Source organism: Pontibacterium sinense (assembly GCF_015209595.1).
Taxonomy (GTDB): Bacteria; Pseudomonadota; Gammaproteobacteria; order Pseudomonadales; family Balneatricaceae; genus Pontibacterium; species Pontibacterium sinense.
In genome coordinates this window covers 24,980-37,609 of record NZ_JADEYS010000004.1, presented here as the reverse complement: position 1 = coordinate 37,609, position 12,630 = coordinate 24,980, and the positions used below count along the sequence as shown (strand labels likewise).

Below are 12,630 nucleotides of genomic sequence, written 5' to 3'. Positions count from 1 at the left end.
GATGAGTTTGTGACAGACGCCTCTAGCCCCCATGAGACATAGCCCTCCTGCAGATTGCGCATTTTACGACCAGCCCATAAAATGCTTGTTTTTCATACAGTTAAGCGCGTAAAAATAAAGCGGATTGCAAGTATTGACAGTCAATAAGTCTGAATATTTTTACCCTTTTTGTAAAAAAACTACCGTTTTTATCTCTAGACTTTTGGCACTTACTCACAGAGAGACATGCTCTCTGATAGTCAATCATTTTTACTATCGATAGTCCCTGCATCCGATCAATACATCCAATCAGGAACAGGTAAGCCCTTATCGCGCAGATAGTCCGGATTGAACAACTTACTTTGATAACGTGCAGCCCCATCACACAAAATCGTCACAATCGTGTGACCCGGTCCCAACTTTTTAGCGACATGCACGGCCCCTGCGACATTGATCCCACTAGAGCCCCCTAAGGCCAATCCCTCCTCTTGCAGCAGATCAAACACGTAGGCCATCGCTTCTTCGTCGGGGATTTGAAAAGCCCCATCCGGTACAAAACCCTGAAGGTTGGCCGTCACCCGACTTTGCCCAATCCCTTCCATCACCGAACTCCCCTTGGCTTGTAACTCACCATAGGTATAAAAGTGGTACAGCGAGGCCCCCATCGGATCACTCAGGAATACCTTAACGTCAGGGTTATGATTTCTGAGTGCCGATCCAACACCTGCCAAAGTTCCCCCGGTTCCGACAGCACAGCAAAACGCATCGATCTTTCCTTGTGTCTGATCCCAGATCTCCTGACCCGTCGTTTGATAGTGCACATCGCGATTGGCCGTATTATCGAACTGATTGGCCCAAATGGCATTGCCGTGTTGCTGAAACTCAATAGCAAGGCGTTTCGCCACTTTTGTATAGTGATTGTCATCCGCAAACGGAACCGCAGGTACCAGCTTCAAATCAGCATTGAATAAACGTAACGCATCCCGCTTTTCCTGACTCTGGGTTTCCGGCATCACGATCATGGTATGAAGGCCGAGCGCATTACCCACCAGCGCGAGCCCTATGCCGGTATTACCTGCAGTGCCCTCTACTACATGTCCGCCGGATTTCAGCAACCCTGCCCGCATCGCCTGCCTGACAATTCCCAGCGCCGTACGATCCTTCACAGAGCCACCAGGATTCATAAATTCAGCTTTACCGTAGATATCACAGCCGGTTAGCTTAGAAACCTTGTTCAGACGTACCAGAGGCGTATTACCGATCAGTTCAAGTAACCCGGATGCAGCAGCAGACATAACCATACTCCCGTTCTTCAGGGGCTCTACGATCAAGTCCGATACTGGTTCTATGAAGCTTTCAGACTCACCTGCAGGTACCCTGGGTGTTTAGGGAAAGTATGGCACGCAAGACCGGAGTGCGCCTTGCCACAGCCACGACCGGGATACAGACACAATCGATACAGTTAACAGCACTAAAACGATGGAAAAGTTACCCACACATACTGTGCATAACTACGGGGATTGTTTTTGGGTAGATTGCCAACACGCAGACAATACGGGCACTTCAGCATTTTGAACAAAATACGTTCAGCCGCTAATAACACACCGAATATCAATAAGTTACATTCATTATCTGTTATTTTAGTTTCAATGTTAGCGCTAACTGTCAACAGCAGGATCGGTATTTTTTTCCTGTGAAAAACATTTCTAAAAGCTTGATGCTTTTACTTTTTCAGCGTTTGGGATGTAGCAGACGACAGGCATAGAAAACCCCGTTCAGTCACCTGAACAGGGCTCAAAGAAATAGACAATATCTGTATCAGGCACAGTCAGTCTGATGGTATTTCGATCTCGATATGACCTTTAGGTACGCAGCAGCATGTCAGAATTTCATCATCCTGAAGGTCAAACAGAGCATCCTGCACTTGGGTCACCTCGCCTTCAATCAACCGCACTTTGCAGCAACCACAGTAACCACCACGGCAATTGTACGGCGCATTGATCTCCTGCGCTTCCAGCGAATCAAGTAAGGAAAACTCGTACTGGTAATAGAAGGTGTGATGATGGTTTACCTTTACGCGAGGGATACCAGACATCACTACATCCTCCTTTTCCTTATAGATCGAATCCATCAAAATCGTCATCGCCTACCTCGTTATCAATCTGACCCACCAGATAGGAACTGATCTCAGACTCTTGTGGCGCAACTTGTACATTGTCACTCACTAACCAGGCATTCATCCATGGCAGAGGGTTCTGACGATCAGCGAAGATTGGAGTCAGATTCAGTGCTTTCATTCGAACATTGGTGATGTACTCAACGTAATCACTCAAAATCTTAGCATTCAGACCAATCATCGAGCCCGAACTGAACAGGTACTCTGCCCAGTCGCGTTCTTGCTCGGCCGCTTCACGGAAGATCTCGTAGACCTCCTCTTCACACTCAGCCGCGATCTCTTTCATTTCCGGATCATCGGCACCCGAAGCCATGATATTCAGCATCTGCTGAGTACCCGCCAGGTGCAACGCTTCGTCACGCGCGATCAGCTTGATGATCTTAGCATTGCCTTCCATGATGGCACGCTCAGCAAACGCGAAAGAGCAGGCAAAACTCACATAGAAACGAATCGCTTCCAGCACGTTGACGGTGACCAACGTCAGATAAAGCTTACGCTTCAGGTTACGCATGCTGGCATCGAAGACTTTACCGTTAATCGTATGCACACCTTCACCAACGGTGTTGCGTACGCTGACTAATTCAATCAGCTCATCGTACAAACGCGTCACAGAATCGGCACGCTTGATGATCTCATCATTCGTCACGATGGTATCAAACACTTCGGAAGGCTCAGTGATGATATTACGGATGATATGCGTGTAAGAGCGACTGTGAATGGTTTCACTGAACGCCCAGGTTTCAAACCAGGTTTCCAGTTCCGGCAGAGACACAATCGGTAAGAATGCGATATTCGGAGAACGCCCCTGAACGGAATCCAGCAGCGTCTGGTATTTCAGGTTACTCAGGAAGATATGTTTTTCATGCTCAGGCATCTGCATGAAATCTTTACGGTCGGTGCTGAGATCCACCTCTTCCGGACGCCAGAAGAAGGAAAGCTGCTTTTCGATCAACTTCTCAAAGAATGGATATTTCTGTCTGTCATAACGGGCAACATTCACACTGCGGCCAAAAAACATTGGCTCTTTGGTTGCATCATGGGCGCTATGGCTAAACGTAGAGTACGACATCGTTGTCCTGAATTACCTGAAAGATACTATTCGATATGGAGAGGCATGACTCAATGATTATAAGCCATGCCGGGTATGTAACTGCTTACAACTACAGTTTACATGCACCACCTTCACAACCACCATTGTCTTCATGCTGGTCGGTCGCACCATCACGGGTGTTGTGGTAGTAGAGGGTTTTCACACCATTTTTATAGGCCGTCAGCAGATCTTGCAGAAGCTGCTTCATCGGTACCTTATCACCCGGGAACTTCGCAGGATCATAGTTGGTGTTAGCAGAGATCGACTGGTCAACAAACTTCTGCATGATGCCCACCAGCTGCAGATAGCCGTTGTTGTTCGGGATATCCCACAGCAATTCGTACTGATTTTTCAGCTCGCTAAACTCAGGGACAACCTGCTTCATGATGCCGTCTTTGCTGGCTTTCACAGATACGAATCCACGTGGTGGCTCGATGCCGTTGGTGGAGTTGGTAATCTGTGAAGAGGTCTCACATGGCATCAACGCAGTCAGTGTACTGTTACGTAAACCAAACTCGCGGATATCTTCACGCAAGGTTTCCCAGAACTGGTGCAGTGGCTCTTCACAGAAGTCATCCACTTCACGCTTGTAGGTATCGATTGGCAACAGGCCTTTAGAGTACACGGTCTCGTTAAACTTCGGACAAGCACCGCGCTCTTTCGCCAGTTCGTTGGATGCTTTCAGCAGGAAGTACTGAATAGACTCAAACGTCTTGTGAACCAGACCATTGGCAGATCCGTCAGAGTAACGCACACCGTTCTTCGCCAGATAATAAGCGAAGTTCGTCACACCGACACCCAACGGGCGACGGGACATAGTTGAAGTGTGAGCCGCTTTGATCGGATAGTCCTGATAATCCAGCAAGTTATCCAGCGCACGTACAATCAGATCAGCCAGATTTTCCAGCTCATCCAGATTCTCCAGTGCGCCCAGGTTAAACGCTGACAGTGTACAGAGGGCAATCTCACCATTTTCATCGTTGAAATCGTTCAACGGCTTCGTTGGCAGTGCAATTTCCAGACACAGGTTAGACTGTTTCACCGGCGCAACCATCGGATCAAACGGACTGTGCGTATTACAATGGTCGACGTTCTGAATATAGATACGCCCGGTGGATGCACGCTCAGACGCCAGCAGACCAAACAATTCAACCGCTTTGATGGTTTGCTTACGGATGCTCACATCCTGCTCATATTTCACGTACAGACGCTCAAACTCGTCCTGATCGGCGAAAAAGGCATCATACAATCCAGGGACTTCGTCCGGGCTGAACAGGGTAATATTGCCGCCCTTGATCAATCGGGTGTACATCAGCTTGTTAAGCTGCACGCCGTAATCCAGATGACGCACGCGGTTTTCTTCAACACCACGGTTGTTCTTCAGAACCAGCAGGGACTCAACTTCCAGATGCCACATCGGATAGAACAAAGTCGCTGCACCACCGCGCACACCACCCTGAGAGCACGATTTAACAGCTGTCTGGAAGTGTTTATAGAACGGAATACAGCCGGTGTGGAACGCCTCACCGTTACGGATCGGGCTACCAATCGCACGGATACGACCGGCATTGATACCAATGCCAGCACGCTGAGATACGTACTTAACGATAGAGGAAGAGGTCGCATTGATTGAATCCAGGCTATCACCACATTCAATCAGTACGCAGGAGCTGAACTGACGCGTTGGTGTACGCACACCGGACATAATTGGTGTCGGCAACGACAGCTTAAACAGCGAAGTCGCGTCATAGAAACGTTTCACGTAGCTGAGGCGTGTGTCCTGTGGATAATCCGCGAACAGGCAGGCTGCCACCAGCATATAGAGGATCTGAGGGCTCTCAAAAATCTCACCCGTAACACGGTTCTGAACCAGATACTTACCTTCCAGCTGCTTAACCGCAACATAAGAGAAGTTCATATCACGGCTATGATCCAGATAGTCGTTCAGCTCGCTCCATTCTGCTTCAGAATAGTCGTCCAGAAGATGGCGGTCATAACGACCATCATCCACCATTTTAGTGACGTGTGAAAACAGGTGTGGCGGCTCGAAACTGTCGAACGCACGCTTGCGCAAATGGAAAATAGCCAGACGCGCAGCCAGATACTGGTAGTCAGGCGCAGCATCAGAGATCAGGTCAGCAGCAGACTTGATAAGGGTTTCATGAATATCTGAGGTTTTCATACCTTCATAAAACTGAAGGTGTGCTTTGAGCTCAACTTCGGACGGTGATACAGCGTCTAGTCCATCCGCTGCCCAGATAACAACCCGGTGAATTTTCTCCAGGTCGATTTTTTCCCGTCGCCCGTCTCTTTTTGTAACCATCAGATCTTGCTGCATCAGACCTTCCACTCGAATGCAAAATTATTGTAATGAAACTGGAAAATGTAGTAATTCCGGCACGGAAGACCCCCCCTTAAGGATAACCCCTACCTATTTACCTGCACATACTACGACCAGTGGGTAACAACTCCCTAACCACACAAGATGTTGTATACCCTGAATCGATTTGCACTAAATATAGTTCCCAGCGCGAGGAATGCAATATTGATTTTCAATGACAACTATGCGTTTCTGGAGGTGCAATACTGGGGGATACGGGGAATCATCGGGGCTTCACGGCGATAGCCGTTAAAATGAATTTTTTTCAGTGAATTCAAAAATCACATACACAACATTCATGACATTTTTTTTGAAAATTTTCTACATTTTCCTCTTTACAGCCCCGTGCTAAATCCATAAGATACGCCCTCCTCGTGGTGAGGTTCCCGAGTGGCCAAAGGGATCAGACTGTAAATCTGACGCGCAAGCTTCGGTGGTTCGAATCCACCTCTCACCACCATTTATTGCATCACTTCAGATGCCAGCATCACCTAAGATTCAACACTTCCAATAACGTCACCGACGCCTACAGAATCCTTGTAATGTTTTACATAGAATCGCTACTTTTCTGAACAAGTCAGTTTCTGTACAATTCACGCTCAATTTTTAAATCGTCACTCAACAAAACCAGTGGAATTATTGCGATGCGTTTAGCCGAAATCGAAGCAATCATGCTGAATGTTGGACTGGCCCTGTTTGCCGGTTTCATCTTCTTTATCATCTATGATCTGGCGAAAAAATCGAACGCAGGTAAGTTCGGTACTGTAGTCCTGTTCTTCGCTTTGGGCCTGGGTCTGGCGGCATTTTTGATTAAGACTGTCGTGGTTGAGTATGTCGGCAACGGCGTTTAGCCTTTAAGACGATCGACATTGAGGTGGCTTAAGCTGTTATCCACAGGATCCACCTCAAACGCTTTACCAAATCCTACGACATAACTGCCGCTTTGGGGTTTCAGCTTAAACAGGTGAAAATCCGGTAATCCACGCAGCAGCGGTATCGTCGCCCCCAGATGCGCTTCCATACTATCCAGTGTCGATCCATATTCCACCGAATCGGTATGAGCTTCTTCTACTTCGCAACGATAGGATAAGCGCTCACGCGCAAACAAATTTCGACTCTCGGTTTCATCTTCGATAAACAACACACTACAGACAGGATTTGCCAGCAAGTTCATTGTATGCGCAGCCAGACGGCTGACAAATATACAGAACTCACCCTGCTCATTGCGCCAATATGGCGCGTAACTGATTTCAGGTAATCCCGCTTCAGAGAGCGTTGATAACAACAAAGAACTCTTACACTGCTGCAACGCTTGGCAGGATGCTTCATATTCCTTCAGCTCATCTTGTTTCATTGATGCCATTGCTTTTCCTCAAATACGCGTTATACCTAAACATAGGAACACCTTTAGTTGTTTGAAAAATAGCTAAAGGAACCTACATCCCCGACGATGTAATAGAGAAGGGTACACAGAGAAAGGGGAGGTTGTCATGAGCAGCCTACAGGTTTACATCCGTCATCCGGAAGAGATTCCGATTGAGCTTGAACAACTCAGTCGTCCGCTCCCTACTTCACATTCCACACAAGGCCTTGGCCTGATCTGCCACTCACACAACATGATTATCGAAGGCTCCGCCGTCGAACTGAGAGTTCCCTTTGTCGAACCCTCGATCACGGTGTCCGGTATCGTGAACTGGTGTCGCAACACCGGCCCGGGATTTGAACTGGGTATTGATTTCGATAATCCTGATGCCACGATGCGCATGCGCATGCTGGAACAGCTGTGTCAGATACACCAGTATCGTCTGGACATGCGTGAGGAACAAGGGCGAACACTGAGTCCAGACGACGCAGCGATGGAGTGGATTCAGCGCTATGCCGCACTTTTCCCTAATGATGGCGTATAATGCTCGCTTAAAGGCCTAGATGTTACATACAGGCACTGAGCATATACCTTATCTGAAGGAAAGAGACAGTATGGAGCAGAAAACCGTTGTTGCCGGTGGCGTAGAGATCGCCAACGATAAACCGATGGTTCTTTTCGGTGGCATGAATGTGCTGGAATCCCGTGATCTTGCGATGACCATCGCTGAGTATTACATGGAAGTCACCACCAAACTGAACATCCCTTATGTATTTAAGGCGTCATTCGACAAAGCGAACCGTTCGTCACTGACCTCTTTCCGTGGTCCGGGCCTGGAAGAAGGCCTGAAGATTCTCGAAGAGGTGAAGACGACCTTTAATGTTCCGATTATCTCGGATGTCCATGAACCTTATCAGGCTGCGCCTGCGGCCGAAGTATGTGACATTATCCAGCTGCCTGCATTCCTGTCTCGTCAGACAGATCTGGTTGAGGCGATGGCAAAAACCGATGCCGTCATCAATATCAAGAAGGCCCAGTTCCTTGCACCGCATGAGATGAAGCATATCCTGCACAAGTGTGAAGAAGCCGGTAACAGCAAACTGATTCTGTGTGAACGCGGCTCCTGCTACGGTTACAACAATCTGATCGTTGATATGCTGGGTTTCTCTATTATGAAAGAGTTTGGCTATCCACTGATGTTTGACGCCACCCACGCATTGCAGATGCCTGGTGGTCGTTCTGACTCCGCCGACGGCCGTCGTGCGCTGGCTGCACAGCTTTCACGTGCTGGCATGTCACAAGGTATTGCTGGCCTGTTCTTGGAAGCACACCCTGATCCAAACGCCGCTAAGTGTGATGGCCCTTGCGCCCTGCCACTAGACAAGCTGGAGCCTTATCTGGCTCAGATGAAAGCGGTGGATGACTTAGTTAAATCCTTCCCCGAGCTAGATACCTCAGCTTAATCAAACATCTAGCAGCCCATCGCTATACAGATTCGGCCAGCGTTGACTATCATAGATAGAAATTTTTGATACGAGCTGGCCCATGGCGACTCCCCCGGCAATAGAATACACCTCCCTCGCCCCCGACAAGACTGTTGGCCCGGCTCAGCACCGCTTTCTTCTGATCAGCAAAACAGCTGATTCGCTGTTAGGACAACTGTGGCAAGCACAAGATCTTAGTGTTCAAGGCCAACCCATCGTGACGCTGGAGTTCATCCTGCCCACATTGGTTACGCAGAATACCGCGATAGAGGCGATCAAACGTTCGGTGGCTTACGGCAAAAAGCTGCGCCACAAACATCTGGCCTTACTACATGGCTTTTTTCAGAGCGAAAACCAACCAACCTTTCTTGTCTCCGAATCGTTGGATGCCACAACACTTGCCAGTTTATTGGATACAGGAAAAGCCCAGTCCCTGTCAGACAATCAGATTAGAGGATTGTTGTTACAGATCGCGGCAGGATTGGATACCGCGTATAGCAGCCACCACATCAGTCACAATAGCCTTAATCCCGCTTGTATCTATATCAACCGGGGTAGCGGCGTAAAACTCAGTGGATTCGCTACATTTCCTGCTCAGGACCATCTCGACAGTAGGCGCACGCATACCCAGCGTTACGATATCTATCAGGCTCCTGAAACGCACATGGGTCAAAATCGCAACCGTTCGGCTGATATCTATTCCCTCGCCTGTATCTGCTACGAAGTTCTGACCGGACATCCGCCGTTTGCAACAACGCAAGACACCAGCCAATGTGATCCGCTGCGCCTGAGCCAGCCTAGCCGATTGACCGAGCAACAGTGGCAACACCTACAAGCCGCTTTGTCTGCTGAACCCGTTGCGCGCCCAAGCAACGCAATGGCGTTGGTCAAAGGTATATTTCAACCCGATGAACCTGACACCTCTGCAGCCCCCATCAACCACGATGGAGCAGAGAACAGCGCTCCGGAAAACTCAGCGGAGGAAGCCCCCCTACCTCCCCGTCTCAGTGCAGCTGATCTGGCGCCGGAACCAACCTCAGTAGAAAACAACCAATCCGTACCTGAGAAAACAGGCAAAACCAAACGTTCAAAGCGATGGGCCATACCCTTGATGACGTTTGTGGCGGGTCTCCTGATTGGTTACCTCGTATCTCAGTTACAATCGGATTCTTCTGATGTTGTTTCAGCAGTATCAGAAGACACAATCATAATGGAAGCTCCCTCCCTCACTGCATCAGATACATCGGAGGGAACAGAACCTTCCACTGACGATCACAATATTCAGGCCACAGTCAGCGAACCCGGGATAACCTCTGAGCCATCTTCTGGGACAGATACACACACCGCAGTATCTCTGGCGGCGGAGCTGACAGAGTCTCAAGCACCACGGACCTTGTTGTTCCGCGATCAGATTGCTGAGGGTGTATACGGCCCCGATATGGTGGCATTGCCCCCTGGTCAGTTCCAGATGGGTGATAGTCACGCTTTGGGAGATGATAATGAACAGCCTTTGCATGCCGTCACGATTGAACACCCGTTTGCGTTGTCACGGTATGAAGTGACATTTGCCCAATATGATATTTTTGCTCGTGCTACCCAACGCACATTCCCTTCAGACGAAGACTGGGGCCGCGACAACAGGCCCGTCATCAATATTAGCTGGTTGGATGCGCAAGCTTATGTAACATGGTTGGCAAAAGAGACGGGGCAACCCTACCGCTTGCCCACAGAAGCAGAATGGGAATATGCCGCACGTGCAGGTACCCAAACCGCGTTTAGCTGGGGGAACGAACCCCAGTCGGGTTATGCAGTCTGTGATGAATGCAGTAGTGAATGGGACGGTAGCCAAACCGCTCCGGTTGGTTCACAACGCCCCAACGCATGGGGTCTGTACGATATGTCTGGAAACGTGGGGGAATGGGTTGAAGATTGCTATGCCCCCAATTATAACGGCGCACCCAACAATGGAGACGCACGCCAGACCGATGGCTGCAATTACAGAGCGATGCGCGGCGGCTCCTGGTTCGACATCATGCGTCTGATGCGCCCGGCAGGCCGTTACCGACATCCAGCCAGCGCCAGCCAGAATGACTGGGGATTCCGGGTTGCACTGGATCTGCCAGAACAGTTTATTAAGGAGAACAACTGATGAATTTCCGCCCTTTGATGATATCAATACTTGTCGCCAGCAGCCTGCCTGTCTACGCAGCTGATGCGCTGACGGTCGGGGTGAATCAACGCCAGTCGATAGGATTAACGCTCTACAATCGAGATCTGGCACTGGTACGTGAAACCCGCGCGATGCCGCAAATGAGTGCAGGCCAGAGTGTCACCATCGAAGATGTTAGCAAGCAACTACAGCCTGAAACCCTGCGCATCAAAAACGCAGGCAAGATCTTAGAGCAGAACTTTAATGCCCGACTGCTCAGCCAACGCGCCATTCTGGAACACTATCTTAACCGTGAGCTGGAACTGGCCCGCACTAACCCTGCAACCGGCGCAGAGACCATCAGCAAAGCAACACTGCTCAGCGTAGACAATAATCAGGCACTGATCTCCCGTAATAATCGGGTTGAAACCATCCCTCTCAACGGTCAATGGCGTTTCATCTTCCCATCACGCCCATCAGAATTGCTGACCAAACCCAGCCTGAGCTTTCGCAGCCAAGGCACCTCAGGGCAAAGTGACGCTAAAATTAGCTATCTCACCAGTGGTCTGAACTGGACGATGAATTATGTTCTCACCCTGTCGCAGGATGGCGATACCGCTAACTTATCCGGTATGGCCGCTTTAACCAATAACAGCGGCACCAGCTTCCCGGATGCCCGCGTGCAACTGATGGCAGGAAACGTTAACACCGCGCCGCGCCCACGTATGTATAAGTCAGTCCGACACCAGGAAGCCGCAGTCGCTCTCAGTGCAGCCGCAGACGGCGTTGCGCCGCCTGCGCAGATGGAAGCCTTCCATCTATATGAGCTTCCCGGAAAAGTCGACCTGGAAGAGGGGCAGCAAAAACAGATAACGCTGATGAACAGCGACGATGTAGCGCTTAAACGGACCTATCAGCACGAGTTTTTTGTCGGAGCCCATCAGGACAGCCAGCGCTATCGCATCAAACCCAATTTGCGCCTGAGCTTTTCCAACACCCACGAAGAAGGGTTAGGCCAGCCGATGCCTGCCGGCAACATTCGCGTATTCCGCCCCGACACCCAGGATCAACTGCAATTTGTGGGTGGGGCCCGCATCAACCACACGGCGGAGAAAGACCCGGTAAAAATCACACTGGGGCAAGCCTTTGATCTGACATTGACCCGTAAGCAAAGCCAGTTCCAGAAAACCTACAATGGTTTTTTAGTCGGCCAGGAACTTCGCATTACCAATAGCCGAAACAAACCCGCCACGGTCGTCGTTCGTGCTAACTTCCCTTACGAATGGGAACTGGAACACAGCAACATACCGATGGAAAAAATTAACGCCGGAGCGGCTCAATGGACCGTTGAAGTTAGCGGGAAAAGTGACCAGGTGCTGAACTTTAGCGTCCAGATGAAAAAGCCTGAGCGTAAATGAGTCAGTGTGACCACTGCGGACTGCCTGACAACTACTGTGCCTGCGGCGATACTTTTGCCGGTACGCTGCCGGTACAGCTTGTCTTGCTGCTGCATGAAAATGAACCGATACGTCCCAGCAACACCAGCCGCCTGATCCAGCAGCTTCTACCACATGCCACGCACCGCTTTATCTGGCAGCGCACTGAACCGCCACAAGCACTGCTGGATATGTTAAACAGCGGGCAATACCAGCCCTGGTTGTTGTTTCCCGCAGATCGACCAGATCTGCAACCACGCCAGAAAACCTATCAACGGGAAAACGGAAAAATACCATTGATCGTAGTACCGGACGGCACCTGGAAAGAAGTACGCAAGATCGTACGCAAGAGCCCCTGGTTGAATGATCTTCCCTTGCTGGCATTTGATCCGGATCGACGCACACGCTATACGCTGCGCCGCAATCCGGATGATGATCACCTCTGCACAGCAGAAACGGTCGCAGAAGTGCTGCGACTAACCGATGCGAATGAAGCTGCGGAAGAACTGGATCAGTTGCTGGATCGTTTTCTATTGCATTACCATGCCTGGAAGTGCAACCACCCAATCTAAA

11 protein-coding genes and 1 tRNA gene are annotated in these 12,630 nt (G+C 49.8%); 7 read left to right on the top strand and 5 right to left on the bottom strand.

The window, feature by feature from the left end:
- Positions 1-275 precede the first annotated feature (275 nt).
- The 4 genes from IOQ59_RS05150 to nrdA all read right to left on the bottom strand — a co-directional run bounded on the left by IOQ59_RS05150 (position 276) and on the right by nrdA (position 5,583).
- Positions 276-1,274, bottom strand: a complete 999-nt coding sequence (locus tag IOQ59_RS05150) for a cysteine synthase A (protein WP_193952203.1) — start codon at positions 1,272-1,274, stop codon at positions 276-278.
- A 533-nt stretch (positions 1,275-1,807) separates the two neighbouring features.
- The gene (gene yfaE / locus IOQ59_RS05145; protein WP_193952202.1) at positions 1,808-2,074 is read right to left on the bottom strand and encodes a class I ribonucleotide reductase maintenance protein YfaE; all 267 of its coding nucleotides are present in this window, start codon (positions 2,072-2,074) and stop codon (positions 1,808-1,810) included.
- Between the two features lie 19 nt (positions 2,075-2,093).
- Positions 2,094-3,224, bottom strand: a complete 1,131-nt coding sequence (gene nrdB, locus IOQ59_RS05140; protein ID WP_193952201.1) for a class Ia ribonucleoside-diphosphate reductase subunit beta — start codon at positions 3,222-3,224, stop codon at positions 2,094-2,096.
- 91 nt (positions 3,225-3,315) lie between these two features.
- Positions 3,316-5,583 (bottom strand): class 1a ribonucleoside-diphosphate reductase subunit alpha, encoded by a 2,268-nt coding sequence (gene nrdA / locus IOQ59_RS05135; RefSeq protein WP_193952200.1) that lies wholly within the window; start codon positions 5,581-5,583, stop codon positions 3,316-3,318.
- Positions 5,584-6,001: 418 nt separating this feature from the next.
- Here nrdA and IOQ59_RS05130 point away from each other — a divergent pair.
- Both IOQ59_RS05130 and IOQ59_RS05125 read left to right on the top strand, forming a co-directional pair.
- Positions 6,002-6,085 (top strand) — tRNA-Tyr (locus IOQ59_RS05130).
- A 184-nt stretch (positions 6,086-6,269) separates the two neighbouring features.
- Complete coding sequence (locus IOQ59_RS05125; protein WP_193952199.1) at positions 6,270-6,476, top strand: DUF2788 domain-containing protein; 207 nt, start codon at positions 6,270-6,272, stop codon at positions 6,474-6,476.
- On the opposite strand, the gene IOQ59_RS05120 is transcribed toward IOQ59_RS05125, so the two are convergent.
- A complete protein-coding gene (locus tag IOQ59_RS05120; protein WP_193952198.1) occupies positions 6,473-6,988 on the bottom strand; it encodes a HugZ family pyridoxamine 5'-phosphate oxidase in 516 nt (171 codons plus the stop codon). The two genes, IOQ59_RS05125 and IOQ59_RS05120, sit on opposite strands and share 4 nt — an antisense overlap.
- A 127-nt stretch (positions 6,989-7,115) precedes the next feature.
- Between IOQ59_RS05120 and IOQ59_RS05115 the strand changes: the two genes are divergently transcribed.
- The 5 genes from IOQ59_RS05115 to IOQ59_RS05095 all read left to right on the top strand — a co-directional run bounded on the left by IOQ59_RS05115 (position 7,116) and on the right by IOQ59_RS05095 (position 12,629).
- On the top strand, positions 7,116-7,532 hold the full coding sequence (locus IOQ59_RS05115) for a PilZ domain-containing protein (RefSeq protein ID WP_193952197.1): 417 nt from the start codon (positions 7,116-7,118) through the stop codon (positions 7,530-7,532).
- A 70-nt stretch (positions 7,533-7,602) separates the two neighbouring features.
- A complete protein-coding gene (gene kdsA, locus IOQ59_RS05110) occupies positions 7,603-8,451 on the top strand; it encodes a 3-deoxy-8-phosphooctulonate synthase (protein WP_193952196.1) in 849 nt (282 codons plus the stop codon).
- Positions 8,452-8,533: 82 nt separating this feature from the next.
- Positions 8,534-10,621 (top strand): SUMF1/EgtB/PvdO family nonheme iron enzyme, encoded by a 2,088-nt coding sequence (locus tag IOQ59_RS05105; protein ID WP_193952195.1) that lies wholly within the window; start codon positions 8,534-8,536, stop codon positions 10,619-10,621.
- A complete protein-coding gene (locus IOQ59_RS05100) occupies positions 10,621-12,039 on the top strand; it encodes a DUF4139 domain-containing protein (RefSeq protein WP_193952194.1) in 1,419 nt (472 codons plus the stop codon). The genes IOQ59_RS05105 and IOQ59_RS05100 overlap by 1 nt, the downstream gene beginning before the upstream one ends.
- Complete coding sequence (locus IOQ59_RS05095; protein ID WP_193952193.1) at positions 12,036-12,629, top strand: tRNA-uridine aminocarboxypropyltransferase; 594 nt, start codon at positions 12,036-12,038, stop codon at positions 12,627-12,629. The genes IOQ59_RS05100 and IOQ59_RS05095 overlap by 4 nt, the downstream gene beginning before the upstream one ends.
- The last annotated feature ends 1 nt before the right edge of the window (position 12,630 follow it).

Excerpts from the sequence above, each read along its gene's own strand:
- IOQ59_RS05150 (WP_193952203.1), bottom strand. The coding sequence starts at position 1,274 with ATGTCTGCTGCTGCATCCGGGTTACTTGAACTGATCGGTAATACGCCT.
- yfaE (WP_193952202.1), bottom strand. The coding sequence starts at position 2,074 with ATGTCTGGTATCCCTCGCGTAAAGGTAAACCATCATCACACCTTCTAT.
- nrdB (WP_193952201.1), bottom strand. The coding sequence starts at position 3,224 with ATGTCGTACTCTACGTTTAGCCATAGCGCCCATGATGCAACCAAAGAG.
- nrdA (WP_193952200.1), bottom strand. The coding sequence starts at position 5,583 with ATGCAGCAAGATCTGATGGTTACAAAAAGAGACGGGCGACGGGAAAAA.
- IOQ59_RS05125 (WP_193952199.1), top strand. The coding sequence starts at position 6,270 with ATGCGTTTAGCCGAAATCGAAGCAATCATGCTGAATGTTGGACTGGCC.
- IOQ59_RS05120 (WP_193952198.1), bottom strand. The coding sequence starts at position 6,988 with ATGGCATCAATGAAACAAGATGAGCTGAAGGAATATGAAGCATCCTGC.
- IOQ59_RS05115 (WP_193952197.1), top strand. The coding sequence starts at position 7,116 with ATGAGCAGCCTACAGGTTTACATCCGTCATCCGGAAGAGATTCCGATT.
- kdsA (WP_193952196.1), top strand. The coding sequence starts at position 7,603 with ATGGAGCAGAAAACCGTTGTTGCCGGTGGCGTAGAGATCGCCAACGAT.
- IOQ59_RS05105 (WP_193952195.1), top strand. The coding sequence starts at position 8,534 with ATGGCGACTCCCCCGGCAATAGAATACACCTCCCTCGCCCCCGACAAG.
- IOQ59_RS05100 (WP_193952194.1), top strand. The coding sequence starts at position 10,621 with ATGAATTTCCGCCCTTTGATGATATCAATACTTGTCGCCAGCAGCCTG.
- IOQ59_RS05095 (WP_193952193.1), top strand. The coding sequence starts at position 12,036 with ATGAGTCAGTGTGACCACTGCGGACTGCCTGACAACTACTGTGCCTGC.